This is a genomic window from Shewanella sp. 38A_GOM-205m (assembly GCF_000518445.1).
GTDB lineage: Bacteria > Pseudomonadota > Gammaproteobacteria > Enterobacterales > Shewanellaceae > Shewanella > Shewanella algae.
Map to the genome: position 1 here is coordinate 24533 of NZ_JADP01000025.1, position 26764 is coordinate 51296.

Sequence of the window (26764 nt, forward strand, 5' to 3'; positions counted from 1 at the left end):
ATGAAGTCACCGGGGAAAGCAGCAACCCAAGTTGGTTTATTGAGTGTGTCTTCCCTGGGGCTTTTGCTGCTTGCAGCCCCAATCTTTGCCCAAGAGTCCCCCGGCCACGCCCGGCCGCCGGACAACTCCCACTATGCCTTTGGCAGCTATCTGGGCAGCGGAGTTTATCGCGCGTCCGAACAGGATGCTACCGTCATCAGCTTACCGCTGGACTTTACGCTGGAGCAGAGTGAGGACTCGGAGTTCTTGCTGCGCCTGCCCATATCTGTAGGCTTTTTCAACTACAGCCTTGAAGATGCCGGTGAGTTCGAATTGCCTTCCAGTGTTGGTACCTTGACCGTGACCCCAGGCTTTGAAAAGCGTTGGCGTCTGGATGAAAACTGGCGCATGGAGGCCTATGGCGATCTCGGTTTTGGCAGTAATTTTGACCAAGGCGGTAATGTCGCCATCATGGCAGCCGGCATCAGTGGCTTGCGTCATTTTGAGCTGTGGCAGGCAGATTCTCTGTGGGTGACCCGACTGAAATTTGCCGCCTACAGTGAACGGGCGTTCAGCATCAGCCAGAGCTTTTCCGTATTGCAAACCGGAGTGGATATCGGCTTGCCTTATCACTGGTCCTGGCAGGGGTTACAGATGCAGCCCAGGGTGTTTGCTTTGGGTTATTGGTATTTTGACCAGTTACAGTTTGCCGGCGATCTCAACCAGGATACTTTGGTGTCCGGCAGTGTTGAGCTGGGCGCCACCCTGGCCCTTGCCAAGCCAGTGCTTGGCATAGACAGATTGGGGATCAGTTACCGTAGTGGTGATGGGCTGGAGATCTGGCGCCTGGTGTTCAGCATGCCCATCTGAGCCGCATCAGCCCTCAGTGGCGGCGTTCTTGTCCTGGCGGGCTTTCTCGTTGAGCAGGGCGACCAACTGACCACTGACGGCGGCAATCTGATCCTGCAGCAACTTACGCTCTATCTCGGCCGCTTCAGAATCATCACCATTCAGTTGCTGTAGCTGCTGCTGCAACTCCTTGAGCTTGTCCTGCAGCTCTTTAATCTTCTTGTCAATTTCAGACATATCCGAGGTATCTTCCTCGGCGGCTTTCTGCGCTTCTGAGGTTTGCTCCGAATTGTTCCTATACAGCTGACCACCTATATCATCCGCCAGCGCTTTGCGACCGGCAGAAGAGATATTCACTTTATCCTGGCTGTCCGAACTTGTGGCAGCGCTTTCCTTGGCTGCGTCTTTGTCGGCCACTGTGACTTCACTCAGGTTGCGGGGACCGGTTCCCTGAGTGGCGATTTGACCTAAGCCTGCAATGTTCATCATTAAACTCCCTGGCGGCATCTGTTCGTGCTGATAGTCGATAACGACTTATCGGCTGCAAGGGGAAGAACTTTAGCAGCTTTAAGGCAAAATTGGTTAAAAATATAGCGGGTTGCGTGCTGTATCAGTATCTGCCTAGTCGCTCTTTTTACCCCAGATATGGGCATTGGTTTGAGGCTTGTCGGCACAGGTTTGTTTGGCTGGCTTTTGCCTTGTGGCCGGGGTTGAACTGCCCAGCAGGTGAGGCGGAATGGGCAAGCCCTTGCTGGTCAGATAGAGGCGTTCCAGTTTTTCCCTGGCCCATTGGGTCTTTCGCAAAAAGGTCAGGCTCGATTTAATGCTGGGATCATGGCTGAAGCAGCGCACTTTTATCCTTTGTGCCAGGCCATCAAAGCCGTACTGCTCCACCATCTCTGTGAGTATCGCCTTGAGGGTCAAGCCGTGCAGGGGATCTTTGTTGGCTTGAGGGGAATTGGAAGCTGTCATGAATGGGCCTTGGTAGCTGGTGTTATAAAAGCGGCGCCAGTATAACCGAGAAGCTTTTCAAATGCCTTGCAAAAAGGTTGAAAAAGTCGCGTCAAACTGTCCGGCAGCTCTTCAGCCAAGGGGAAACCATCGAGAGAGGAAAAAGGGGCCGTAGCGGCCCCTTGAAAGAGAGATTATTTAAAGTGCAGTGACCAGCTGTCGATGTAGCCTACGTCACGGCGACCGGAGTCAACGGCCTTGAGCAGCCAGGTACCACTGGACTCGACACCTGTCATATCGACCGAATAGCTCTGGTTGATATTGTCGGTGCCTTTGCCTGTGTTGTCGTGCAGCACGGCAATCTGGCCATTGGGGCTGTGCAGTTCAACCTGCAGATCGCCAATGTAAGGGTGCACTATGCTGACATCTACAGTGACCACACCCGAATCACCGCTGCGGCTGACACTGATGGGGCTGGTAATGCCTGTGCTGTTGTTGTCGGGAATATTGGCATTATCACCATTGGTGTAGCTCGCTGCGCCGCCACCTGGATTGGTGCTGCTTGAGCCTGTGTAGCTAGCCACCAGGCTGGCACCGCTGAAGCTGCTGTAACCGCGAACCATCACATAGTAAGTACCGGCTTGAGGGCTGTTGACCGAACAGCTTTCAGTGTTGCCGCCTTTCCAGGGGCGACAATCAAAGCTGCTGGTGGTTGGAGCCGCGCCGTACTGCATGTAAAGGTCGGCATCACCTGTGCCGCCACTCAGGTTGAAGCTGAGGTTGGAAGCGCCGGCAGGCACATCGAGGAAGAAGTGCAGTTCATCGTCTTTGGCACCACTAAGGTTGTTGACTGCCACACCGTTTTCCAACTGACCATCGCTTGGTGTGCCGGGATCGCTCGGGCCATTACAGGAGGCATCCAGATATTCCTTGGCAGCCACGGCATTGACCAGACCATAGCCGGTGCGATCGTCACGACCGGGGACATCCAGATCTTCGGCGGTGGCTTTCAGTGCCTGACGCACCTGGGCGGCACTACACTCAGTGTGATAGCTCCATACCAGAGTTGCGACGCCGGATACGTGTGGCGTCGCCATGGAAGTACCGTTGTAGTACTCATAATCTTCGCCGGTGGTGTTGGATACACTGGCCTGCTGACCGATTTGGTTACGCAGCGCCAGACCGGTTTCACGGTCTACAGACACAGATGCCTTGGTCAATTCAGTGTTTGAGTCCACCAGGAAGGGGTTTTGCAGTCCGGGCAGATCGCTGTTGGAGTAGACAATAGTCGCTGCCGCACCGGCGTTGTTACAGGCGCGAACCGCATTGATCTCGGGATAACCGGCACCTTGGTTTTCCAGACGCTGCACCAAACAGACTTTGCCTGTCATGTTGCCGCAGTTGTAGTTGCCGCCGCTGGTGTCACACTCGGCCAGTTCGCCGCTGGCACTGGCGCTGATGGGCGAGGGCACATAGTTGCTTCCCGATGGTACAAAGCGGTTGTGAGGCACCACCCCTTCGGCAAACAACGACTGACCGGCAATGACAATATCAGCCAGACGTCCTTCGCCGCGAGTCACGGTTGAGAGGATTGCTTCACCCGGGCCGGAGATTTCGACCTGATTGGTGTACTGGGAGAAGGCCGAATGGTCTTTGTTGCTGTCGACCGAGGCCACCGACATTACCGCATCATAGGAAGCCGGGTAACTATGAGTGTTGTTGCCATCGTTACCGGCCGCAGCAATCAAGAGCACGCCATTGTTAAAGTGGTTGGTCATGGCATTGCGCTCAGTGGTGCTGGATCCTGAGCCACCCAGGCTCATGGTGACCACATTGGCGCCATTGTCGACACAGGTATCTACGGCGGATACCAGTGAAGAGGAGTAACCCCAACCTGACTCGTTGAATACCTTAATCACATGGATATTGGCGTTCTGATTCGGCATCACCCCAACCACGCCTTCATTGTTGGCGATGGCGGCTATGGTGCCGGCAACGTGGGTTCCGTGGGCATTGTTATTGCCCGGCTCGAACCAGTTTCCGGTGCCCGAGTTGTTGGTACCTGTGACATTGTTGCCACTGAGATCCTGGTGAGCACGATCATAGCCGGAGTCTATGATACATATGGTGCGATTACCACTGAGGTTATCGGCCAACTGAGTCGCGCCGACATAGGTTTGACCCCAGGGCGTGGTTTCACTCAACAAGCGGCGGGGCATATCTTCTTCGACATACTCCACATCGGTGCGGGCACGCAGCGCCTTGAGTCCGGGGTTATCCAACTTGACGCTGTAGCTGTGGCTGCGACCAATGCGCTTCATTTCGCGAGCCTTAACGCCGTTAAGCGCTCTGTGCTGGCCGAATACCTGATTCAGTTCGCTTTGGCCACTCATGGTTTGCAGGCCGTTGTTGTCCTTGAACTTAACGATATAGCGCTTGGGCAGGGGCGACTGCTGTGACAGATCATTGGCTTGAGGCTTGAAAGGTGCGCCATGAACACCGGCAGAGACTGCCAGGGCCAGCATGGACAGACTCAGGGCCAGCTGTTTATTTGTTATTTTTTTCATACTTGTCTTCCGTGTAACAGATCTTGGTTTATTGTCCTCGGGCACTTCAGCATTCACTGAAATGACCCATTTGCAATCTACCGCTATGAAAAAGTCATGTAAAACAAATGTTAACAGCATGGCGTTCTATTTCAGTTTGGTTGTATTTCACTTTTTGTGAATAAAAATTCACCTTAAGCGTTTGCTGTTACTAAATGTATCAGTGGTGGGTGCATGAAATTTTGCCGGGTTTGAATAACACTCGATGTGAAGTTTGATTGAACCCTGAGATACGTGAAAGATATAATTGATTGATTTATAACTTTAATGATGTTTCTTATTCTAATTTGGCATAAGTAATTATTCTGAAGAATAATCGTTGCGAAAAGGAGACTTTAGTATGGGGTAAAGGCGACTTTTTGACTGAGTGTGCAAATTTGACACTTGCACGTCATCTTGGTTTTTGGTTTTTTGTTAATTATTTGTGCTGCTTATTTCGTAAAAAGGCCCACTTGAGTGGGCCCGGTTGCATGAGTGGCGCAGTACTTAATGGTTATCTGGTCAGCTAGTTGCCGGCGCTGGCCTTGAGGCTATCATAGCCGCCACCATTGTAGACTTCCTGATAACCGGCTTTTTCCAGCGACTCTTTGGCAATACCTGAGCGGCGACCGCTACGGCAGTAGACAACCACAGGGGTGTCCTTGGCAATGCCCTGTTTGGCAAAGGCTTCGGCTATCTGTTCAAAGGGGATATTAACCGCCTCTGGCAGATGTCCCTCTGCGTATTCCTCCGGGGTTCTGACATCCACCAGCATGGCACCTTGGGCGACCTTGGTCAGTGCCACCTCGGGAACCATCTGCTCGGCGCGAGCGCTGAGGCTCAGCAGTACAGCAAACAGCAGAGTGGTCAGCCACAGGAATTGGCGCTGGGTACGGGTTATTATCTTCACTTGCATTCCTTATTCAGTGGGCCTTGGCCTGTTCAGCCTCCGTTTTCATACCGAATTTACGCATCAGCATGCTGGCAGGACAAAAGCCGGTAAAAGCACTCTGAAACAGGTTAGCGCCAACAAACAGAGTTAGCCATACAAAATTGTGATGGACAGTGGCGGTTAACAGTAATGACAACATCACCATAAATCCGGCAAAGGCCATAGTGGCACGTTCTACAGACATTTTAAGCTCCTTTGGCCGCCTGGGCCTGGTTGATCACTGAGTCGATGCGCTTGCGCATCAGGGCATAGTAAAGTACCGGGATCACCACCAGCGTCAGCAGGGTGGAGATCAGGATCCCGAAGATAAGACTGATGGCCAGACCGTTGAAGATCGGGTCATCCAGAATAAACATGGCGCCTATCATGGCCGCCAGGGCGGTGAGCATAATAGGTTTGGCCCGCACGGCGCCTGAGTGAATGACCGCCTGTTCAAATGGCACTCCGGCAGCGGTTTCCTGGTTGATAAAGTCCACCAGGAGTATGGAGTTACGTACTATGATCCCCGCCAGCGCTATCATGCCTATCATGGAGGTGGCGGTGAACTGGGCGCCGAGTAAGGCGTGTCCCGGCATGACCCCGATAATGGTCAAGGGGATAGGCGCCATAATGATCAGCGGTACCAGATAGGAACGGAAGTGGGCCACCACCAGGAGATAGATGGCAATCATGCCGACCCCATAGGCCAGGCCCATATCACGGAAGGTTTCATAGGTGATCTTCCACTCGCCATCCCAGAGTACGCTGATGGCATCCAGACCATCGGGTTGGCTGAAATAATGCTGGTTGAAGCCAAGGCCACCTTCTGAGTCAATATCCGCCGCCATTTCAAACATACCGTACAGTGGGCTGTCGAGCGGCCCGGCCATGTCGGCAATCACCATGATCATCGGGATCATGTTCTTGTGAATGATGGGCGCGTCTATCTGCCCCTTGCGGATTGTCACCAATTCGGCCACGGGCACAGTGCCGCCATGGAGGCTGTCGAGGCGCAGGTTGAGCACTGAGGTCAGATCCAGTTTGTCGGCCTCCGGCAGTTCCAGTCGGATCGGCACAGGGCGTTTCTGCATCGGTTTGTGCAGTACATTGATATCCTTGCCGCCGACAGCGGTGGCCACCAGATCCACTATGTTGGCGTAGGGCACGCCCAGCAGACTGGCCTTGCTGCGATCGATAAGCACCTGCCATTTCTGTTGTGCCGCCGGCAGGAAGATATCGATATCCACCACATCCTCGGTCGCCTGGAACAGGGACTGCAGCTCTCTGGCCGCCTGCTGGCGAATATCCTGGCTGGGGCCATAGACCTCGGCCACAATCGGCGACCACACAGGTGGGCCGGGGGGCACTTCCACCACTTTGACATTGGCGTTGAAGCCTTGGGCGATTTGCTGCAGCGGGCCGCGCACCGCCAGGGCTATGCTGTGGCTGTCTCTGTCCCTGTGTTTCTTGTCACTGAGATTGACCTGAATATCGCCAAGCTCCTGACTGTTGCGGACAAAGTAATGCCTGACCAGGCCGTTGAAGTTGATCGGGGCATGGGTGCCGGCATAGAGCTGCAGATGCTGCACTTCGGGTACAGTCACCAGATAATCGGACAAGGCCTTGAGGACTTTTTCCGTCTGCTCCACCGGCGTGCCTTCCGGCATATCCACCATCACCTGGAATTCGCTCTTGTTGTCGAAGGGCAACATCTTGAGCACCACCAACTGGCCGGCAGGCAGGGCAACAGCCATGCCTATCAGCACAAACACGCCAGCCGCCATGCCAACTCGGGCCTTGCGGCTCTCGAGGAATGGCTTGATAAGCCGGGTAAACAGCCTGAGCATCACAGGGCTGGCATTGTCGCTGTGCCCCTCGCCACCCTTGTGTCTGAGCAGTTTGTGGCTGAGCCAGGGAGTGACCACAAAGGCCACCGCCAGGGAGATCAACATGCCCATGCTGGCGTTGATGGGAATAGGGCTCATATAGGGGCCCATCAGCCCAGAGACAAAGGCCATCGGCAGCAATGCCGCAATAACGGTAAAGGTCGCCAGAATGGTGGGGCCACCCACTTCATCCACGGCGGCGGGAATGAGCTCACTCAGGCTGCGTTTGCCCATGGCCATATGACGGTGGATGTTCTCCACCACGACTATGGCATCGTCCACCAAAATACCTATGGAGAAGATCAGTGCAAACAGGGATACTCGGTTGAGGGTAAAGCCCCAGGCCCAGGAGGCGAAAAGGGTAATCGCCAGGGTAATGACAATCGCCACACCCACCACCAGTGCCTCGCGCATTCCCATGGTGAACACCACCAGGATAACCACAGCGGCGGTAGCAAAGATCAACTTGAAGATCAGAGTGTTGGACTTATCTGCCGCCGTTACGCCATAGTTGCGCGACACAGTGACATTGACATTGTCCGGAATAAGCAGGTTACGGCTCTTTTCCACCTTGGCAAGGATAGCATCGGCCACATCCACGGCGTTTTCACCCGGTTGTTTGCCTATGGCTATGGTCACTGCCGGGAAGACGCCTTTAGCTTCTGCTTCGGCGCTGTGACCGTTTTGATGCCAGGCGCCATAGAGGGGCACATCGGCCTTGAGGCTGATATCGGCAATATCACTGAGGAACACTGGGGCGGCCTTGCCCTGGCTGTCATTGTGCACCGCGACCACCAGTTGCTGCACATCCTCCAGCGAACGCAGGAACTGGCCGGTCTGCACCTTGATCTCCTGGTTATCTTGCACCAGAGACACGGGCATGGAGACCGCATTATTGGCGCCGAGCGCCTGGTTGATGGCATCGAAGCTGACACCATAAAAACTCATTTGGGCCGGATTGATGCGTACATTGAGCACCAACTCATGGGACCCCATGGACTCGACATCTCGGGTGCCGGGAATGCGCTTGAGCTCGGTTTCGAGCCCATGGGCCACATGAGTCAGTTGCTGAGCAGAGACACCGGGATCCTCTGACCAGAGAGTCAGGCTGACAATGGGCACATCGTCTATGCCCATGGGTTTTATCAAGGGATCGCCCACACCCGCGGCTCTGGGCAGCTTGTCCAGGTTGGAATAGATTTGATTGTAGAGTTTGACTATTGCCTCGTTGCGGGGCACACCCACCTCAAAGATGACGATGATCATCGCGCCATCGGGCTGCGAGAAGGAGTAGAGGGTATCTATGCCTTTTATCTGCGAGATCACCTCTTCGGCCGGTAGGGTAACCAACTGCTCGACTTCGGTCGGTGTGGCGCCGGGGAAGGGGATAAACACATCGGCAAAGGTCACATCTATCTGAGGTTCTTCCTCCTTGGGAGTGACCAGAATGGCAAACATCCCCAGCAACAAGCCCAGCAGGGCCAGAAGTGGCGTAATGGCACTGAGCTGGAAACTGGCAGCAATGCGACCGGAGATGCCGGTGTTATTTTCGCTGTGATTAGCCATGAGTTCCCCTTACTTGGCCTTGCGCTGCTCGAGCAGCAACTGATAGGCGTTGGCGGCGACTATGTCTCCGGCTTCGAGTCCTGCCAGTATGGTCACGCCATCGTCACGCACATCACCCAGGCGTACCTGTTGCAGGACAAAGTTGTCGCCGCGCTTGAGGTAGACGGCCGACAGCTCATTGACGCTGTAAAGTGCTTCTTTTGGCAGCACTATCTCCTGGCGCTTTTCTATGGCAAAGCGCACCTTAACGAAACTGCCGGGCAATAGATCGCCTGTGTTGGCCGGCAGTGGCAGTCTCACCTGAAAGGCGCGGCTCTGCTCATCACTGAAACCAAAGACCTTGGGGGTAGTGACATCAAAACTGCGGCCATCGGCTAGGATAACCGTCATCATGTCTGTGGCTTTAGCAGCCTGAAGAAAACGCTGCGGCAGCTGCATCACCACCCGCATCTCATCGTCGGCAAAACCGGACAGGAGCGGCTGACCGGGAGCGACTGTTTCTCCCTCTTCCACATGCCTGGCCGTGACTATGCCTGCATATGGCGCGCTGACGACTGTGTATTTCAGTGATTCTTTTGCCTGAATGATCCTCGCCTTGGCCGCGCTGGCCGCTTGGGAGGCTGACTTGGCATTGGCTATGGCCTGATCCATTTGGCCGCGGGAAATCGCGCCCTTGGGAAACAGTTCCTGATAGCGCTTAAGCGTCAGCTGCGCTTCGGTATCCAAGGCTCTGGCTCTGGCGTATTCCGCCTCGGCCGCCGCCAGGGACGCGCCTTGCTCTTCACTGGTGATCTCAAGCAGCGCCGCCCCGGTGGGGACTCGGTCGTTGACATCAAAGTAAAGCTTGAGGATCCGTCCCGAGGTTTGGGCCGACACGGTTGCGGCCTTGACCGCCTCGAGCCTGCCATCCAGGGTCAGCAATTGGGAGTGCTCTGTCTGGCGGACAGTCACTGTGGCCGGTTCGGCTGCCTTAACGGGTTGAATGAGCAGCAGCGCGGGCAGTAACAGGGTCAATACTGGCGTTATTCTGGGCATGGAACTGTTCTCAAAAAAGCATTTATGAGAAAATTCTAATGAATAAGGTGGTCGCCTGCAACTATTATTAGAAAAATATGATTAAATAAGAGGTGGCTTGAGTAACTGACTAGACCTTGAATACCCAGGCCAGAATATACACAGCCAAAATACAGATACGAAAACAGGCGGCCTTGGCCACCTGTTTATATTGAAAAATCCGTTTCAGGTTTGCGCTTCAAAAGTTCAGTCGTTGAGATAGTAGGTGAGGGTAGAGACGATTCGCACCTTCTTGATGTAAGGCGTATTACTGTCGCGATCGGAAATGGTGAAGGTGCCCTGGCTGGCTTGTTTGATCTTCCCAAGTACCGAGTCTGAATCTTTGGCAAACTTCTCGGCCACTTCACGGGCATTTTGGGTAGCCTCCTGCACCATGGCCGGCTTGATACTGTTGAGTTCGGTAAACAGGAATTCGGTGCGACTGTCATAGTCCTGACTGGCGATGGCTATGCCTTCTTTGGCCAGGGCCAGCAGCTTGTTACGGCTCTCAAGCAGCAGATCCACCTGGTGAGTATAAAGCGACACTGTCACTCGGGCGGCGTAGCGATACTTAACATTGGGATCGACATAACCCTGGGCTTGCCTGTCTTCTATGGAAGGCAGAGAGACAGAGATTTCATCCTTGTTGAAACCTTGCTGTTCAAGAAAGGCCGTCACTTTATCTGTTTTTTGCTGCACCGTCTGATACAAGGTGTTGAGATCGTTATCGACCTCATTGAAGCGAATCGGCCAGATGGCGACGTTGGCCTTGACCTCGCGTTCAGCCAGACCTTTGACCGCCACGGTTCGCTCCATACCTTTCATTGCCAGCAGGCTGTTTCCAATACTGGTGCCAAGCAGCAGTAAACCGGCGCAAATAAAACCCCCAAGCAACAGGGCCGCCAGAGAATAATTTTTACTCATTTCGAAATCCTTTTGTGACATAGGAGAGGTACGAAGTACGCCTTATATCCGGCCCTGTATAAGCCAGCCGATGCAGCGCAATCTACACCATCCATAAGATAACCAAGCCTTGCCGAGAATGCATCTGTAAGCTTGAATGCTGCCTGAACAACTTGCTGTTAATCAACAAAAAAGCCGCCCAGAAGGGCGGCCTTGTCAGCTTAAACTCGTTGGAGCCTTGGCTCAGAATTGATAGCTGTACTGCACTGAGTAGTACATAGCTTCTGATTTGGTAATGGCGTTAACCGGACCAACTACTGCACTGTTTTCTACCAGTTCCACTTCTTCACCTTTAACAAAGGCCATACCGAAGTCGATGGTTTGATGCTGGTTGATGTGGTAGCTCAAGCCTGCAGTGAACCATTGACGGTCAGAATCAGGAATGGAGATTGAACTGATTTCATCAACAACACCATTGTCGAACATGTAACCGGCGCGAACAGTGAATTGCTCATTGATGTCGTAGGTTCCGCCCACACTCATCAGCCAGGAGTTTTTCCACTGATACTGCTTCAGAGGGACATTGACATTGTTGGCAATCACAGTACCTGTACCATAAATGCTGCTGACACCATCTTTGGCTGTAATTTGATCGAAGTTGCCCCAACGGGTGTATTGAGCCGTGTAATGGACAGCAAAGTTTTCGGTTAACTGGTGGAAACCGGCCAACTGGAATATGTCTGCCAAAGGCACTTCCAACTCGTCAAACAGGGTTGAAGCAAAACTGTTTGTTTGGCCAGGCAAAGGTGTCAGTGTCGCAATATGGCCACTCACATCGACATTGGGGCTGTAACGGTAACTCAGACCAAAACGGTTGTTCTCATTCAGCTCAAGTGTGGCACCAACAATACCGCCAATACCCCAACCATCGGCATCCACATCGACCAATGGCATTTGATTGTAATAGCGATCCAGGTTGCCTTCGCCATAAACCAAATCCAGTCCGACACCCAAACTCAGCATGTCATTGATGCGGTAAGACACACTGGTGTTGAAGTTGATGGTGGTTACTTCGGTATTACCTATTAGATCATAGGGAGCCGCAACTGTTTTGCTATTGACCAATGAGGCGCTGTCTGTGCCGGTACCGAAGTTGGAAAAGGCAGCAAAGCCCACAGCCCATTTATCATTCAAAGGCTGGATGTAATAGATGTTGGGGATCCATTTGACACTGCCGGCATCATCAATCCCACCCAGATCCACCTGGCCGCCCATGAAGTTAACGTCTTTGATATCTACCTGGACGTCAACAGTGGTGACACCAACCGATATAGCGGCTTTGTCAAACAGTGCCATGGCGGCCGGGTTACGGGATAACACGGATGCGTTATCTGCAATCACGGCATCACCGGCAAAGGCGCGGCCGATACCTGTGGCTGATTGGCTGTTGAGCTGGAAACCGGCTGCCAGGGTCTGGCCACTGACCAGCGCTACTGAAACCGCGATAAGAGTCTTGTTGAAATACTTCATTATTATCTTCTCTTTTATGTTTGCAGGTTGGCTGTCAGTCTCTAATACCCCACAGACACCCGCTTATTAGTCCAGTGCATCTTATGGACGCCCTATAGCGCCAACAACTCCGACCAGATGTGAAATTTTGTAATATTTTGGTTAATTTCTGCGAATGTGCTGCGAACGTGCGATGAACTTCAAAATGCAGGTCGAGCCGGAAAAGCTGCAATAGCTGAATAGTGGCTGGTTGAAGGTGACAAGTCTGTGTGTTGCTAAGCTGTAAAATCGGGTGAAACAATAAATTACAAACTGGCGGTGCGTTTGGCGTGCAAGTGTACGCCAAACGCCAGGGCGGGCAATTGAAAGCTGAATTTACGAGCTTAGAGGCTCTGTTCGAAGCGACTGAATTGTGTCTTTGTAGCCTCGGATGGCGGCGACAAACGGCTCACTACAACCCCGGCCAGGGTGGCCAGAATGAATCCAGGCAATATTTCATAGAGGGCGAAGATACCGCTTTCCAATTGTTTCCAGATGATTACTGTCAAGCCGCCAACTAGGATGGTGGCAATGGCGCCGTTGCGGCTGTAGCCACGCCAAAACAGCGACAGGATCACCACAGGGCCGAAGGCGGCACCGAAACCGGCCCAGGCATAGCTCACCAGACCCAGTACGCTGGCTTCCCGATCCAGGGCAACAACCACTGAGATAATGGCAATGGCCAACACGCCGGTACGACCGACCAACATCAGCTCCTTGCTTGAAGCCTCGGGCCTGAGCCACTTACGGTAGAAATCTTCGGTGATCACGCTGGAACACACCAGCAATTGCGAGTCTATGGTGCTCATGATGGCCGACAAGATAGCGGCGATAAGCAGACCACCAATCCAGGGGTTAAAGGCGATCTGAGTCAGATGGATAAACACAGTTTCCGGATTCTTGAGCGGCTCGTCGGCAAAATAGAGCGCGCCGGCAATGCCGGTCGCCAGGGCGCCGATCAGGGAGATAAACATCCAGCTCATGGCGATGCGGCGCGAAACCGGCAGATCCTTGACACTGTTAATCGCCATAAAGCGCGACAGAATATGGGGCTGTCCAAAGTAACCCAGCCCCCAGGCCAGAGCCGACAGCAGACCTATCAAGGTCAGCTTATCGCTCCATAACGACAGCATAGCCGGGTCCAGGGCATCCAGGCTCTTGTGACTCTCTGGATGGGTAAACATGCTGACCGGGACTATCAACAGGGCTATCAACATCAAGCAACCCTGGAAGAAGTCTGTCCAGCTGACGGCAAAAAAACCGCCGACAAAGGTATAGGCCACTATCACCGCGGAACCTATCAGCAGCGCCGTCAGGTACTCGAGTCCAAAGACATTGCTGAACAGCACCGCGCCGCCCACCATGCCGGAGGAGGCGTAGAAGGTGAAAAACAGTAATATGGTGACGGCGGAAACCAGTTTCAGGAGGCCACCCTCGTCGTTGAAACGCTTCTCAAAAAAGTCCGGCAGCGTCAGAGCATTGTCAGCCATCTGGGTATAGATCCGCAGGCGTTTGGCCACTAAAAGCCAGTTAAGCCAGGCGCCCAGTAACAGGCCTATTCCCATCCAGGCTTCGCCCAGACCGCCGAGATAGACGGCGCCGGGCAAACCCAGCAGCAGCCAACCGGACATGTCGGAGGCGCCGACACTGAGAGCGGTCACGGCCGGGCCCATCTTGCGACCGCCGAGAATATAGTCATCGACCGAATCGGTCGCCTTGTAGGCCCAAAGACCTATCCCCATCATCAGAGCCAAATAGCCCAGAAAAGTTATCATTACCGGGGTTTCAATATGCATGCTGGTTTACACTTTTGTGTTGTTGTTTGGCGCGGATACTAGCAAAAGTTTGCCAAAGCGCCCAATGTTGACAGATTATGTGAAGCAGATCTGACCAGTCCCGGCGAGTGTTCGCCGGGAGCTTTGGCAAGCAAAGAACCTCGATACCTTAGATAAAGCTCTGTTTTATTTCTTCTTTAACAGCGTCCAGGTCCTGAGGATATTCGGCTACCAACACCAGGTAAGCTGAGTCGGTTTTTATCGCCTCTCCCCGGTATTCGCTGTCGGCAAAGGCCTCGGCCAGCATCACCCTGTGCTCAGGGGGCACAATAAACACTGTTACCTTGCCTTGTTCACCGGCCAATACCAGGTGAATACTCTCAATTCCCTGAAAATCGCAGAAGGTGCTGTAAAACACCCGTCCAGGTTGGCTGTTGAATCTGGCACTGCCCAACCCCTTGAGCGATGCGAGCTTGGCATTGACCGCCTGATAAGAGATATCGGCATCACTGGTCATGGCAATGGTTTCATGGCGGACATGGGCGAGGGCGTGTTGTCCTAAATCCACCGGCCCCTGGCGCCAGAGACTGAAACTGACTCCGGCAACAAAAGCGACGGAGGCCGCCATCGCCAGCATCCAGCCGGTGCGTTTGCGTTGGGCGTGATGCACGGCCAGCTGCTGTTTCAGTAGCAGTTTTTCGCTCAGATCTTCGGCCACAGGAATTCTGAGCGCCTGACTTATTTTGCCATCGAGTGCCTTGAGTTCGGCGATAAACGCCTGATTGTCCTCGCTCTGGCTGAGGGCCTCGAGAAACTCGGGATCCTGATTATTGGGGTCGCCATAGGCCTGGCGGCGAAACTTCAGCTCATCCATTGGATTGACCTCTGACCTTGGAGTGTTCCAGTGCTTCTTTTAACTGATTCCTGGCCCGAAACAAGCGGGTCATGACAGTATTTCGGTTTAGATCCAGCAATTGGGCAATTTCATCGCCACTGAATCCGGCTATCAGCTGTAATAACAAAGGCTCCCGGTACTCGGGTTCCAATTGGGCGATTTGACGCCTGAGCAGATAGTGCTCGGCATGATCTTCCTGGCTCTGGGACCCGGGATCCTGCCAATGCTCTTCGCCGATATCGGCATAATCAAACTGTTTACGCTCAAAGCGGCGGGCATTTTCCCGCCGTAAAATCGTGATTAACCAAGCCTTGGCCGCCTTGTCATCTTTCAAAGAATCCAGCGAGCGCCAAGCCCGGAGAAAAGTTTCCTGGGTGATATCTTCGGCCACATGACGGTCGCCGCAAAGCCAGAAGGCGTAGCGGTAAATATCGGTATGCAGCGCCCTGACCAGGCTATCGTAACGTCTTTGTTTATTCAGCATGTCAGAAATGACCGCGTCATCAGACTTTTTCTTTCGCCAGCTATCGAACATTTTCCATGCTTGTTTTATTTTTGTTGCCGCTAAGCTTAATGGCCTTGGGGGCATTCTGGCAAATACCATGAGTGTAAAATCGGTTGCAAGCCTGATTTAGCCTGGATTTCAGCACGCTTGGCGGTAAAAGTGATGGCCGAAATATCGGGATAAGGGTAAACACACTGTTGAAAAGGGAGGGAAACAGTTGGTTGAAAAAGTCTGCTGTTAAAGGCCTTGAGAGGGGAAATGGTAACTGCAGGCTATACCCAGACGGGCACTCAGCCATAGCGAATAGACGCTATGGCTGAAGCAGTCGATTAAGGGTTTAGCGGCGCCAGCACTGAGGCCGTACCGGCGGCGTTGGAGTACTGACTCTTGAAGCGCTCAAAGGCCTGCAGCAGCGCCGGGAAATGCTGACCGGGATCGCCGCTTTGTCTGCCATAGCGGCTGGCCTGAATCTTGGCGACAACGGCGGCCAACTCAGGGGCCAGTTTCGGCAGTTCATCGAGTGTGACGCTATGGCCTGTGATATCACTGAGTTCCTGCTGCAACGCCTTGAACACCTGGCTCAAGTCCCCTTGCTGACAAGCCTGGCTCAATCCCGGCTGGGTTTGGCTTGTTTGAGCTTGCAACACTGTTGCCGGAGCGGTCGGAGCTTGCTGCCTGCGCGCCTTTAGCCACAACACACAGGTGGCCAGCCACAGCGACGCAAACAGGGCCGTCAACCAAGGCCAGAAACCTGCGCTGCTGCCGGGCTCCTGCGCAGGTTGGTTGATGGTTGGTTGCGGCATATCGGCGGCGGGGGCCACCTGGATAGTGCGCGCCGGCAGTAGGGCGAACTCCTGCTGTTTCAAATGCGGATTCCACCAAGGCACCTTGATCTCCGGCAGGGTATAGCTCCCCGGCTTCGAGGGCACTATGGCAATGGTCTGGGTCAGTTGCGATACCAGTTGATTGTCGCGAACAAAGGTCTTGCGCTGCGCCTTTTCCGGATAGCTCTTGAGATTGTCCGGCAAGCTCAGTTTAAGCTCCGGTAGGCTGGTTTCATCGGCATTGGATGCCAGCAGTGTCAGGTTGCGGGTAATAGGGCGACCCACTTCAAAAGTCTGCTTGTCGTCCCATTCCTCTTTGAGCATCACCAGATCCGATACCAGCCAGTCGCCGTGATATTCGGCCGGGATGGGCTTGATGCTGACCAGCATGCTGTCACTCTGGGCCTGCATGGGGCGACTTTCCTGAAAGGCGAACATGCCCCGTCTTGGGGTATCGACCAGCACATCGCCAGAGAAGTTGGCACCGGAAATCGCCAGCTCGCCCGGCTCATCGGCTATGATGCCGTAGCTGCGCTCTATCACCCGAAAACGGCGGCCGTTGACGATTTCACTGCTTTCTTTATCCTCGCCGAGCTGTTTTATCTGGGCGCCGCTGATGGAGGGGGCCGACAACACCCCACGCTGCAGCTCGACGGCCAAAAAGAGTTTTACTTTGTAGGTGAGTAGTTGGCCGACATAGGCCTCCTTGGCCGAGATACTGGTACGCAGGAACAGGTTTTTTTGCGCCTCCGGGCGACTACCGGCCGGCATCACCTTCAATTCGATGGCATCGCTGCTGACGCCATCGATGCTCAGAGCCGGAATAGTAACCTGGCCGGTGGTTTTGGGGGCCAGCATCACTTGCCAGCGGGTTTCCTTGCGGGCATCAAAATTGATGATCTGGGTACTGCGACTGACGCTGGTGCGGCCGACGATAAAGTCTTTCAACAGGGCCGAGGTGTCCAGTGCCTGGGCTTCGAGTTCATCATCTGCCACCACGGACAGCATAAAGTACTCGCTCTCGGTCACGGGATTGCGATCGACCGAGGCCTGAAGCTGTGTCAGTGCCAGTGCCTTGAGCGGCAGCAGGCACAGAAGCAATAGAGGAATAAGTCTAGTTACCACTGTTCATTGTCCTTGGGCGTCTCGCCGCGCTGGCGGCGTTTTTGATACTCGAGTTGCATCTTGTTGCGCAGCAAAGTGGCCGGGTCATCCACCAATGCCTTCAGCGCCCGCTCCATTTCAGGGGGCAGGGGCTCGGTGTCCTCGAGTGACGAGGCGGCAACTTGTGCCTTAATCTGTTCATCACTTTGCTCATCGTTTGGCCCTTCTTGTTGCTCGGCAAGGCTCGCCGAGTTGGCCTTGTCTGCATCAGACTCAGAGCCATCCTGCTTAGCTGCACCGTTTTGACTTGCAGCTGTGCTTGACTCATTTTGCGGCTCTTGCTCTTGCGGCAAAGAAGCCTGCATCTCAGGCTCAGAGCCTGCGCCAGTGTTATCCTCGGCATTTTGCGGGTTCTGATCGCCTTTGGCGTCCTTTTCGGCGTCCTTCTCGGCGGGATTGTCAGCATCATTTTGCTGCGAGTCGGCAGTGGAAGGCTCGCTATTCTCTTTGTTAGCGTCTTTATCTGAGCCCTGGTCGGCTTGGCTGTCTTGACCTTGCTCTTTGTCCTGGTTTTGGCCCTGGCTGTTGTCACCCTGGGCGCTGTCCTGACTGCCCTGACTCTGATCCTTGCCGGACTGAGAATTCTGTTGTTGATCCTGCTGGCTTTGATCCTCTTGCTTATCCTGGCTCTGTTGATCTTGTTGCTGCTCTCGCTGCTTTAGCAAGGATTCCGCCAACGCCTTATTGTCAATGGCATCCTGCATATCGGGCACTTGTGTCAGGGCGTTACTGTAGCGCTTGATGGCTTCTTCATATTGGCCAAGCTGCATCAGGGCATTGCCTTGGTTGTATAAGCCTGTGGCACTGTCATCTTGTTCGAAAGCTTGCAGCGCGCCTTGATAGTCACCGCCGCGGTAGCGGGCGCTGCCTTGCCAGGCGGGGTCAACAAACTTGTCGGCGGCAGTGGCAAAATCCTCTTGCTTGAAAGCCTGCATTCCCTGCTGATCCCGGGTTTGCCAGAGGTCATCCCAGCCGCTCGCCTGGCTCGGTGGGCTGACAAGCAGGCCAAGACTCAATGGCAGCAACAGCACCGGCAGGCCGCTGCGAAAGCTTAAGAGCAGCGGCAACAACAGCAAGAATGCCAGATAGGGGCCAAGGTCGACCCAGGTATCGCCGGCAAGATCTGTTTCTGTGGCATCCGAGCTGGTGGCGAGCCACTGCTGCAGCGTTTGCAGATCCTTGCCGTCGTTGCTGTAGGGCACCAAAATGCCGTTCCCGGCACTTGCCAGCTCGCTGAGCAGACCAAAGTCGGTGGCCGGTACTACCACTTCATTTCGGCTGTCCTTGAGCAGTTGCCCATCCGGCAGCCTTATCGGTGCACCCTGGGATGAACCTATAGCCAGAATGCCCAAGCGGTAGTGACTGCCCTCAATCGCCTGTTTGGCGGCATTGAGCTGACGGCTGCCGACGCCATCTGTCATCAAGATGATATCGCCCTGCAGGTGGCCGCCCTGGCTGAGCAGTTCCTTGGCTTTATCCAGCGCCGCGGCCAAATTGGAGCCGCGCACTGGCATGATGGCCGGGCTCAGGGTTGGCAACAGATTGAGCAGGGTGTTGCGATCCCTGGTCAAGGGGCTGATGACAAAGGCGTCACCCGCGTAGGCCAGCAGGGCGGTTTCCCCTTCATTGAGTTGCTCCAGCAGATCCGTGGCGCGGAACCTGGCCTGGGTCAAACGGTTGGGGGCGGCGTCTGTGGCATACATGGACAAAGACATATCCATCACCAGCACCCGTCCTGTGCTGCTGGCAAATACCGGCAGGGGTTTCTTGTAAAGCGCCGGGCCGCTTAAGGCCAGTACTGCCACTAACCAGACCAGACCAAGCCAGGGCAGGCGGTTTCGGCGGCTTTTGCTGCCTTGGGTCAACAGCAGTGGCGCCAGATGAGGCGCAATATAACGATCCCAGTCAGATTGGCCCGCTTGACGGCGACTTTGCAGCACTAACAGCAATGCCAGCGGTACTAAGGCCCACAGCCATTCGGGACGGATAAAGTGCAAACTCATGATTTCCTCCCCCAACGCCCTGGCCAGACGCTGAGCAACAGGCTCTGCAGCTGCAGCAGTACGCTCAGTGCCAGCGCCAGCCCCAGCGGCCAGTAAAACAGCTCGGATTGCGGCCGGTAACTGAGGGCGTCACGGCTGACGGGCTCCAGCTTGTCGATTTCCTGATAGATCTGCTCCAGCTCTTCGGTATTCCGGGCACGGAAATAGCGCCCCTTGGTGGCATCGCTTATCCGTTGCAGCTGGGCTTCATCCAGATCCATCGAGGGGTTGACCCGCTCACGGCCAAACAGGGTGCGACGCTCCATCACATCGGCGCCCACACCTATGGTGTAGATGGTGATGCCGCGCTTGGCGGCAATCGCGGCGGCCTGATCCGGCACTATGCTGCCGGCATTGTTGGAGCCGTCGGTCAAGAGCACCAACACCCGGTTGCTGTCTTTCACCTTATCGAAGCGTTTTACCGCCAGGGCAATGGCATCGCCAATGGCGGTCTGTTTGCCCACCAGGCCGATTTGGGCTTCCTTGAGATACTGAGCCACAGAGCGTCTGTCCTGAGTCAGTGGCGCCTGCAGGTAGGCGGCATCGGCAAACAATATCAGGCCGATACGATCGCCGGCGCGGCGCTCGATAAAGTCGCTGACCACTTTCTGGATCAGGGTGAATCTGTCTACCGCCTTGCCATCGAGCACCATGTCTTCAATCTGCATACTGCCGGAGAGATCCACCGCCAGCATCAGATCCCGCCCCTCGGTGGGCAGCTCTATGGGATCGCCGAGCCACTGTGGCCGGGCGATGGCCAGCAGCAACAGGCACCACAGCAGCCAGAGACTCAAGGGCGCTCTGCGTTTGCTTTGTTGCTGCTCGTGGGCATGGGCATCGACGCCGGGCAGTTGCAGTTGCCCGCCGCTGTTGACGGCGGGGCGATAGGCTAGCAGCAGCGGCAATGGAATAAGCAGCAGTAACCAGGGCCAATGGAGAGTCAGCATCTTGGCTTGCCTCCCTTGGCAAAGTGTTTGGGGGCACGCTTGAGCCAGCAAACACAGAGCGCCCGCAACTCGGTGGGGGCTGTGCTCGGTTGGCCGCGGTATTGATTTTCGAGCAAAGAGGCGAAGCGACCACGCTGCTCGGCTGGCAGTGCGTTATCCAGGTACTCGGCCCAGGATTTGCCGCTGAGTCCGGCCACCTGGGCGCGCTCACCATAGCTGATGGCGGTGCGTTTCAACAATGCGCTCATCTTGGATAGCAGCTCCGGGTCCTGGTCCTGCAGCTGTGTCAGTTCAGTCATGGCGGCTTGAGCCACCGCCTTGTGAGCCTTGGCTGCCTTCAGGCGCCGATAGCCAAAGAATGCCGCGGCGCCAAGCAGTAACAAGGCCAGCAGCATCAGCAGCCAAATACCGGGAGCCGGAGGCCAAAAGGGCACCTCGGCCGGCAGTTGAATATCCTTGAGCGCACTCAGCGCCGGATTGGCTTGATTGGGATTCATCTTAACAGTGTCAATTGTTGATTGAGGCGCCGGCCTGCATCCAGAGTGCGAACCGGGACCTTGAGTTGTTGCATCAGGGTATCAAACTGCGCCAGGTTGGCGCGCTGACGACCGAGCCAGGCATCATAACCGCTGCGATCCAAGATCAGGCTGCGGCCCGACTCCCGTACGGGCAGGGCAAACTGCCGCGGCAGCTCGAGTGTGCCTTGGCGCATGGGATCCGTTACCACAAAGGCCGCCAGCTCGCAGTGGCGTTTGAGTTCCGACAGCGCCTGCTGACATTCGCTGCCAAAACCGTTGCCGTCTGTGATTATCCAGATAAGGGAGCCGGGTTTGGCCAGTCGTGCCAGACGCTGACAGGCCTGGAGCATTAACGCCTGACCATCTTCATGGGGGCTATCCAGCGCTTCGAGCTGCGACTTGTGTACCGTCACCAGCGCCGATATCAGTGCCAGGATCCCCTGATTGCGAGCTCTTGGCTTAAGTTCTCTGTGGGCGCTATCGCCCACCACCAGTGCGCCGAGACGGTCGCCCTGCATGATGGCATTCCAGCCCAAGGTTGCCGCCAGATGCGCCACCTGTACCGACTGCAATAACAGCTGGGAGCCGAAATAGAGGCTGTGTTTCATATCCACCAACAGCAGAATAGGGCGCTCACGCTCCTCGACAAACAGCTTGGTATGCGCCTTGCCGGTGCGGGCTGTGACCCGCCAATCTATGGTGCGGACATCATCGCCCTGTTGATAGTGACGCACTTCGGCAAATTCCATGCCGCGGCCTTTGACCAGGCTGGCTCTGTGACCGGCCATGGCCGCACGGGCTTTCCCCTGCCTGTCACCCAGAGCGCGGGCGATATTCTGGCAGGCAAGCAGCTCGGCCTCACACAGGTGGAGGCCGTCGGCAAACAGTGGCAGTGAAGAGTCTGTTGTTGCGGCTTTCATCAGGGAACGGCCACCTGATTGAGCACATGGTCAATCACCTGATCGCGGCTGACCCCTTCGGCCTGCGCCTGATAACTCAGCAGCAAACGGTGGCGCAGTACATTGGGCACCACGGCTTGAATATCTTCAGGGGAGACAAAGTCACGTTCATATAACCAGGCGCGGGCGCGGGCACAGCGCTCGATGGATTGGGTCGCCCGCGGGCTGACACCGTATTCCAGCCACTTGGCAAGCTGGTCGCTGTAGCGCTGAGGCTGACGGGTCGCCATCACCAAGTCGACAATATAACGCTCCAGCGGTTCGGCCAGATACAGCTCCAGCGCTTGCTCCCGGGCGAGGAACACTTCCTGCTGGCCTATGGGAGTGACTTTCTCCATGCCGTGGGTCTTGGCTTCGCTGCGGGACAAACGCAGGATCTCAAGTTCAGTGTCTGCCTCCGGGTAATCCAGGTTCAGGTGCATCAGGAAGCGGTCAAGCTGGGCTTCCGGCAACGGGTAGGTGCCCTCGTTTTCCAGCGGGTTTTGGGTCGCCATCACTAAAAACAGCGGCGGTAACTTGTAGGAGTGTTTGCCCACTGTTACCTGGCCTTCGGCCATGGCTTCCAAAAGGGCCGACTGCACCTTGGCCGGGGCGCGGTTGATTTCATCCGCCAGAATAAGGTTGTGAAATATCGGCCCCGCCTCAAACTCAAAGGTCGCGGTTTGGGCGCGATAGATGTCGGTGCCGGTCAAATCGGCCGGCAGCAGGTCCGGGGTAAACTGAATGCGATGAAAGTCGCCCTCAATGCCATCACACAGAGCTTTAACGGCTCGGGTCTTGGCTAGCCCCGGTGGTCCTTCTACTAACAGGTGGCCATCGGCTATCAGAGCGATAAGCAGGTTTTCGGTCAAAATTGGCTGACCTATGATCACTTGATCCAGATAGGTCCGCAGTGCATGAAATCGACTCAAAGGCATGATGCTACTCGTTTTATTTTAAGGCCCAACTATAGACAGCGGTTATGGTAAAGAATTCCCTGCGCCCTTGGCTAGTGTTAAAAAAACAAACAGGTGTTTAAAACCGGCCAACAAGAAGTTAGAATCAGATCACATTTTTAATGGTCAGACCTGTTTAGGGCAGTACGGGTCTCTTATGGAAAAACAATAAAGCGCAGCGTCAGGGCCAGTTTTCGGCGTGCGCCACTGTAAAGAGGGTGACAAATGAGTGACAGACAACAGGTAACCAATGCCAGGGGCGAGCGGATTGCCATAGTGGCCGGTCTGCGTACCCCGTTCGCCAAACAGGCGACGGCGTTTCACGGCGTATCGGCGCTGGATATGGGCAAGATGGTGGTCAATGAGCTGCTCAGTCGCAGTGAATTGGACCCCAAGCTGATTGAGCAGCTTGTCTACGGCCAGGTCGTACAGATGCCGGCAGCGCCCAATATTGCCCGTGAAATTGTCCTGGGTACCGGCATGAATTTGCACACAGATGCCTACAGTGTTACCCGTGCCTGTGCCACCAGTTTTCAGTCCACTGTCAATATTGCCGAGTCGATCATGACGGGCAATATCGAAATAGGCATAGCCGGGGGCTCGGATTCCTCCTCTGTGCTGCCTATCGGGGTATCCCGCAAGTTGGCCCATGCCTTGGTCGATCTCAACAAAGCCCGTACCCTGGGACAGAAGTGGAACATAGTTCGCCGTCTGGGGTTTAAAGATCTCTTGCCTGTGCCGCCAGCTGTGGCCGAATATTCCACCGGCCTGTCCATGGGGCAAACCGCCGAGCAGATGGCCAAGAGCCACGGCATCAGCCGTGCCGATCAGGACGCGCTGGCCCACCGCTCTCATACCCTGGCGAGCCAGAGCTGGAATGAAGGCAAGCTCAAGGATGAAGTCATGGTGGCTCATGTGCCGCCCTACAAGAGTTTTATCGAGCGTGACAACAATATCCGCGACAACTCCTCGCTTGAGTCTTATGCCAAACTCAGACCCGTATTCGACCGCAAGCACGGCAGTGTCACCGCCGCCAACAGTACCCCGTTGACCGATGGCGCCTCGGCGGTGATCCTGATGAGTGAAGGTCGAGCCAAGGCCCTGGGTTACACCCCCATTGGCTATATCAAGAGCTATGCCTTCAGCGCCATAGATGTTTGGCAAGACATGCTGATGGGGCCATCCTACGCTACGCCACTGGCGCTGAAACGCGCCGGTATGCAGCTCGAAGATCTGACCCTGATAGAGATGCACGAAGCCTTTGCCGCCCAGACTTTGGCCAATATGAAGATGTTTGCCTCGAAGAAGTTTGCCGAGGAAAAACTCGGTCAGAACCGCGCCATTGGTGAAATCGATATGAGCAAGTTCAACGTGCTCGGCGGCTCGCTGGCCTATGGCCATCCGTTTGCGGCCACGGGTACTCGCTTGATCACCCAAGTGTGTAATGAACTGAAGCGCCGCGGTGGCGGTACGGGTCTGACAACTGCCTGTGCGGCCGGTGGTCTGGGTGTGGCAATGATAGTGGAAGTGGAGTAATTGCAGATGGAAAACAGCAACAAGAGTTTTAGCCTCAGCCGCCGCGACGATGGCATTGCCATTCTTTCCATGGATGTACCCGGCGAAAGCATGAATACCCTCAAGGCCGAATTCGGCCCTGAGATTAGCGCCTTGCTGAGCGAAATCAAAGCGGACAGCAGTATCAAGGGCTTGGTGATCATTTCAGGCAAGCCCGACTCCTTCGTGGCCGGCGCCGATATCTCCATGCTCGATGCCTGTCAAAGCGCCGCCGATGCCCGCGAGCTGTCGAGCTCAGGGCATAAGGTGTTTGCCGAACTGGAAGGGCTGAAGATCCCCGTGGTTGCAGCCATTCACGGCGCTTGTCTCGGTGGCGGCCTCGAGCTGGCACTGGCTTGCCATCTGCGGGTGTGCAGTGACGACAAGAAAACCATGTTGGGGGTGCCGGAGGTTCAGCTCGGTCTGCTGCCGGGCGGTGGTGGTACCCAGCGTCTGCCACGCCTGGTGGGGATCACCACAGCGCTGGATATGATGCTTACCGGTAAACAGGTTCGCCCCAAGCAGGCGCTGAAGATGGGGCTGGTGGACGATGTGGTGCCCAAGTCGATTCTGCTGGAGGCGGCGGTTGAACTGGCATTGGCCGGCAAAGCCAAGCGCGGTAAAGGCAAAAATAATAAACCTATGATGAACAAGCTGCTCGAAAGCAACGGCTTTGGGCAGAAAATCATCTTTGATCAGGCCCGTAAACAGGTTGCCAGAAAAACCCAGGGTAACTATCCGGCGCCGGACAAGATCATCGACTGTGTGCGAGTGGGGATGAGCCAGGGGATAGAGGCCGGTTTGGCCACAGAGGCGCGCCATTTCGGCGAGCTGGTGATGACACCCGAGTCGGCGGCGCTGCGCTCCATCTTCTTCGCCACCACAGAAATGAAAAAGGAAACCGGCGCCGAAGGTGCTGAGCCGAGTCCGGTTCACAAGGCCGTAGTGCTCGGCGGAGGCCTGATGGGCGGCGGTATCGCCTCAGTGACCACCACCAAGGCCAAAATTCCGGTGCGGGTCAAGGATATCAGTGAGCAGGGACTCAGCAATGCGCTGGGCTATGCCTATAAGTTACTGGATAAGGGCGTCAAGCGTCGGCATATGACCCCGGCGGTGCGCGATAAGCAGATGGCTTTGATGACGACGACTACAGACTATGTTGGGGTAAAGGATGCCGACATAGTGGTCGAGGCGGTATTTGAGGATCTCAGCCTCAAGCATCAAATGGTGCGGGATATCGAGCGCGAATGCGGTGAACACACTATTTTTGCTTCCAACACCTCGTCTCTGCCCATAGGTCAGATTGCCGAAGCCGCCGCCAGGCCGGAAAACGTCATCGGCTTGCATTACTTCTCGCCGGTAGAGAAGATGCCGCTGGTGGAAGTGATTGCTCACGACAAGACCTCGCCCCAGACGATAGCCACCACAGTGGCCTTTGCCCGCAAACAGGGCAAGACGCCGATAGTGGTGAAAGATGGCGCCGGTTTTTATGTTAACCGTATTCTGGCGCTCTATATGAATGAAGCGGCGCAGCTGCTGCTCGAGGGCAACAGTGTCGAGAGCCTGGATAAGGCGCTGGTGAAGTTTGGTTTCCCGGTCGGCCCTATCACTCTGCTCGATGAAGTGGGTATTGATGTGGGCGCCAAGATTTCGCCGATACTCGAAAAAGAGTTGGGTGAGCGTTTCGCTGCCCCCTCTGCCTTCGATAAGCTGCTCGCCGATGACCGCAAGGGGCGCAAGAACGCCAAGGGCTTCTATCTCTACGGTCCCAAAGCCGGCAAGAAGAAGGAAGTGGACAAGAGCGTTTATCAGGTGCTGGGGATAGCGCCGGGTGTTGGCGCCGAAAATGCCAACCTGGCAGAGCGCTGTGTGGTGCAGATGCTCAATGAAGCGGTGCGGTGTCTGGAAGAGGGCATCATAGCCTCTGCCCGCGATGGTGATATTGGCGCCATCTTCGGCATTGGCTTCCCGCCTTTCCTCGGTGGGCCTTTCCACTATATAGACACCATGGGCGCCGATCAGTTGCTGGCCAAGCTGGAACGCTTCCAGAGCCGCTTCGGCGACAGATTCGCCCCGAGTGAATTGCTCAAGACCATGGCCGCAGAAGGACGACGCTTCTTCGACTGACAGTGATTGGAATGGCTGTTCTTCGAATAGCCTTTGAGTAACAGCACTTTGAATAACAGTGCTTTGAGTTACAGTGCTTCGAATAACAGCGCTGCTTTACTGTAAAAGCGGCCTCAGGCCGCAACCCTCCAACCAAACGCCCCGGTAAGGCAGTAAATCACCGGGGCGTTTTTTTATAGAAGCTTGGGACGTCCCGCTCTTGGCAACCAAGGTGGCAGAGCTCAGGGAAGAGCAAGGAGCCAATCCAATATCAGTCGGTCGCTATGCT

At 55.2% G+C, this 26764-nt stretch carries 21 protein-coding genes; 3 read left to right on the top strand and 18 right to left on the bottom strand.

The window, feature by feature from the left end:
* Positions 1–849 (top strand): hypothetical protein, encoded by an 849-nt coding sequence (locus N512_RS0114380; RefSeq protein WP_028780782.1) that lies wholly within the window; start codon positions 1–3, stop codon positions 847–849.
* A 6-nt stretch (positions 850–855) separates the two neighbouring features.
* Here N512_RS0114380 and N512_RS0114385 read toward each other — a convergent pair whose 3' ends face one another.
* From N512_RS0114385 to N512_RS0114475, 18 genes are all read right to left on the bottom strand, one after another.
* Complete coding sequence (locus N512_RS0114385) at positions 856–1317, bottom strand: hypothetical protein (protein ID WP_025887169.1); 462 nt, start codon at positions 1315–1317, stop codon at positions 856–858.
* A 132-nt stretch (positions 1318–1449) separates the two neighbouring features.
* Positions 1450–1800, bottom strand: a complete 351-nt coding sequence (locus N512_RS0114390) for a VF530 family DNA-binding protein (protein ID WP_025887170.1) — start codon at positions 1798–1800, stop codon at positions 1450–1452.
* Positions 1801–1973: 173 nt separating this feature from the next.
* Positions 1974–4346, bottom strand: coding sequence for a S8 family serine peptidase (locus tag N512_RS0114395; protein ID WP_028780784.1), 2373 nt, complete (start codon positions 4344–4346; stop codon positions 1974–1976).
* Between the two features lie 544 nt (positions 4347–4890).
* The gene (locus N512_RS0114400; RefSeq protein WP_231473597.1) at positions 4891–5211 is read right to left on the bottom strand and encodes a rhodanese-like domain-containing protein; all 321 of its coding nucleotides are present in this window, start codon (positions 5209–5211) and stop codon (positions 4891–4893) included.
* A gap of 76 nt (positions 5212–5287) precedes the next feature.
* Positions 5288–5500 carry a YgaP family membrane protein gene (locus N512_RS0114405; RefSeq protein WP_025011137.1) on the bottom strand — a complete coding sequence of 71 codons (213 nt, stop codon included), beginning with the start codon at positions 5498–5500 and terminating at the stop codon, positions 5288–5290.
* A gap of 1 nt (position 5501) precedes the next feature.
* Entirely contained in the window at positions 5502–8747 is a 3246-nt protein-coding gene (locus N512_RS0114410) for an efflux RND transporter permease subunit (RefSeq protein WP_028780785.1), read from the bottom strand.
* A gap of 9 nt (positions 8748–8756) precedes the next feature.
* On the bottom strand, positions 8757–9782 hold the full coding sequence (locus N512_RS0114415; RefSeq protein WP_028780786.1) for an efflux RND transporter periplasmic adaptor subunit: 1026 nt from the start codon (positions 9780–9782) through the stop codon (positions 8757–8759).
* A 225-nt stretch (positions 9783–10007) separates the two neighbouring features.
* The gene (locus tag N512_RS0114420) at positions 10008–10724 is read right to left on the bottom strand and encodes an SIMPL domain-containing protein (RefSeq protein WP_028780787.1); all 717 of its coding nucleotides are present in this window, start codon (positions 10722–10724) and stop codon (positions 10008–10010) included.
* A gap of 222 nt (positions 10725–10946) precedes the next feature.
* Complete coding sequence (locus N512_RS0114425) at positions 10947–12233, bottom strand: OmpP1/FadL family transporter (protein ID WP_028780788.1); 1287 nt, start codon at positions 12231–12233, stop codon at positions 10947–10949.
* Positions 12234–12595: 362 nt separating this feature from the next.
* Entirely contained in the window at positions 12596–14047 is a 1452-nt protein-coding gene (gene putP / locus N512_RS0114430) for a sodium/proline symporter PutP (RefSeq protein ID WP_028780789.1), read from the bottom strand.
* Positions 14048–14195: 148 nt separating this feature from the next.
* Positions 14196–14900 carry a DUF3379 domain-containing protein gene (locus N512_RS0114440; protein WP_028780790.1) on the bottom strand — a complete coding sequence of 235 codons (705 nt, stop codon included), beginning with the start codon at positions 14898–14900 and terminating at the stop codon, positions 14196–14198.
* Positions 14893–15456: a sigma-70 family RNA polymerase sigma factor gene (locus tag N512_RS0114445; protein ID WP_025011133.1), complete on the bottom strand. Its 564-nt coding sequence runs from the start codon at positions 15454–15456 to the stop codon at positions 14893–14895. Before N512_RS0114445 ends, N512_RS0114440 begins: the two co-directional genes overlap by 8 nt.
* Positions 15457–15755: 299 nt before the next feature.
* Entirely contained in the window at positions 15756–17375 is a 1620-nt protein-coding gene (locus N512_RS0114450; protein ID WP_028780791.1) for a BatD family protein, read from the bottom strand.
* The gene (locus N512_RS0114455) at positions 17369–19417 is read right to left on the bottom strand and encodes a vWA domain-containing protein (protein WP_028780792.1); all 2049 of its coding nucleotides are present in this window, start codon (positions 19415–19417) and stop codon (positions 17369–17371) included. Before N512_RS0114455 ends, N512_RS0114450 begins: the two co-directional genes overlap by 7 nt.
* Positions 19414–20403 carry a vWA domain-containing protein gene (locus tag N512_RS0114460; RefSeq protein WP_028780793.1) on the bottom strand — a complete coding sequence of 330 codons (990 nt, stop codon included), beginning with the start codon at positions 20401–20403 and terminating at the stop codon, positions 19414–19416. Before N512_RS0114460 ends, N512_RS0114455 begins: the two co-directional genes overlap by 4 nt.
* The gene (locus tag N512_RS23135) at positions 20397–20900 is read right to left on the bottom strand and encodes a DUF4381 domain-containing protein (RefSeq protein WP_051472819.1); all 504 of its coding nucleotides are present in this window, start codon (positions 20898–20900) and stop codon (positions 20397–20399) included. Before N512_RS23135 ends, N512_RS0114460 begins: the two co-directional genes overlap by 7 nt.
* Positions 20897–21841 carry a DUF58 domain-containing protein gene (locus N512_RS0114470; protein ID WP_037475166.1) on the bottom strand — a complete coding sequence of 315 codons (945 nt, stop codon included), beginning with the start codon at positions 21839–21841 and terminating at the stop codon, positions 20897–20899. The genes N512_RS23135 and N512_RS0114470 overlap by 4 nt, the downstream gene beginning before the upstream one ends.
* Entirely contained in the window at positions 21841–22797 is a 957-nt protein-coding gene (locus N512_RS0114475) for an AAA family ATPase (protein WP_028780795.1), read from the bottom strand. The genes N512_RS0114470 and N512_RS0114475 overlap by 1 nt, the downstream gene beginning before the upstream one ends.
* 243 nt (positions 22798–23040) lie before the next feature.
* Between N512_RS0114475 and fadI the strand changes: the two genes are divergently transcribed.
* Both fadI and fadJ read left to right on the top strand, forming a co-directional pair.
* Complete coding sequence (fadI, locus tag N512_RS0114480) at positions 23041–24351, top strand: acetyl-CoA C-acyltransferase FadI (RefSeq protein ID WP_028780796.1); 1311 nt, start codon at positions 23041–23043, stop codon at positions 24349–24351.
* Between the two features lie 6 nt (positions 24352–24357).
* On the top strand, positions 24358–26496 hold the full coding sequence (gene fadJ / locus N512_RS0114485) for a fatty acid oxidation complex subunit alpha FadJ (protein ID WP_037475169.1): 2139 nt from the start codon (positions 24358–24360) through the stop codon (positions 26494–26496).
* The last annotated feature ends 268 nt before the right edge of the window (positions 26497–26764 follow it).

Coding starts and splice junctions, on each gene's coding strand:
- N512_RS0114415 (WP_028780786.1), bottom strand. CDS start 9,782: ATGCCCAGAATAACGCCAGTATTGACCCTGTTACTGCCCGCGCTGCTG.
- N512_RS0114470 (WP_037475166.1), bottom strand. CDS start 21,841: ATGAAAGCCGCAACAACAGACTCTTCACTGCCACTGTTTGCCGACGGC.
- N512_RS0114405 (WP_025011137.1), bottom strand. CDS start 5,500: ATGTCTGTAGAACGTGCCACTATGGCCTTTGCCGGATTTATGGTGATG.
- N512_RS0114420 (WP_028780787.1), bottom strand. CDS start 10,724: ATGAGTAAAAATTATTCTCTGGCGGCCCTGTTGCTTGGGGGTTTTATT.
- N512_RS0114410 (WP_028780785.1), bottom strand. CDS start 8,747: ATGGCTAATCACAGCGAAAATAACACCGGCATCTCCGGTCGCATTGCT.
- fadJ (WP_037475169.1), top strand. CDS start 24,358: ATGGAAAACAGCAACAAGAGTTTTAGCCTCAGCCGCCGCGACGATGGC.
- putP (WP_028780789.1), bottom strand. CDS start 14,047: ATGCATATTGAAACCCCGGTAATGATAACTTTTCTGGGCTATTTGGCT.
- N512_RS0114385 (WP_025887169.1), bottom strand. CDS start 1,317: ATGATGAACATTGCAGGCTTAGGTCAAATCGCCACTCAGGGAACCGGT.
- N512_RS0114445 (WP_025011133.1), bottom strand. CDS start 15,456: ATGTTCGATAGCTGGCGAAAGAAAAAGTCTGATGACGCGGTCATTTCT.
- N512_RS0114460 (WP_028780793.1), bottom strand. CDS start 20,403: ATGCTGACTCTCCATTGGCCCTGGTTACTGCTGCTTATTCCATTGCCG.
- N512_RS0114390 (WP_025887170.1), bottom strand. CDS start 1,800: ATGACAGCTTCCAATTCCCCTCAAGCCAACAAAGATCCCCTGCACGGC.
- N512_RS0114440 (WP_028780790.1), bottom strand. CDS start 14,900: ATGGATGAGCTGAAGTTTCGCCGCCAGGCCTATGGCGACCCCAATAAT.
- N512_RS0114475 (WP_028780795.1), bottom strand. CDS start 22,797: ATGCCTTTGAGTCGATTTCATGCACTGCGGACCTATCTGGATCAAGTG.
- N512_RS0114425 (WP_028780788.1), bottom strand. CDS start 12,233: ATGAAGTATTTCAACAAGACTCTTATCGCGGTTTCAGTAGCGCTGGTC.
- fadI (WP_028780796.1), top strand. CDS start 23,041: ATGAGTGACAGACAACAGGTAACCAATGCCAGGGGCGAGCGGATTGCC.
- N512_RS23135 (WP_051472819.1), bottom strand. CDS start 20,900: ATGAATCCCAATCAAGCCAATCCGGCGCTGAGTGCGCTCAAGGATATT.
- N512_RS0114455 (WP_028780792.1), bottom strand. CDS start 19,417: ATGAGTTTGCACTTTATCCGTCCCGAATGGCTGTGGGCCTTAGTACCG.
- N512_RS0114395 (WP_028780784.1), bottom strand. CDS start 4,346: ATGAAAAAAATAACAAATAAACAGCTGGCCCTGAGTCTGTCCATGCTG.
- N512_RS0114380 (WP_028780782.1), top strand. CDS start 1: ATGAAGTCACCGGGGAAAGCAGCAACCCAAGTTGGTTTATTGAGTGTG.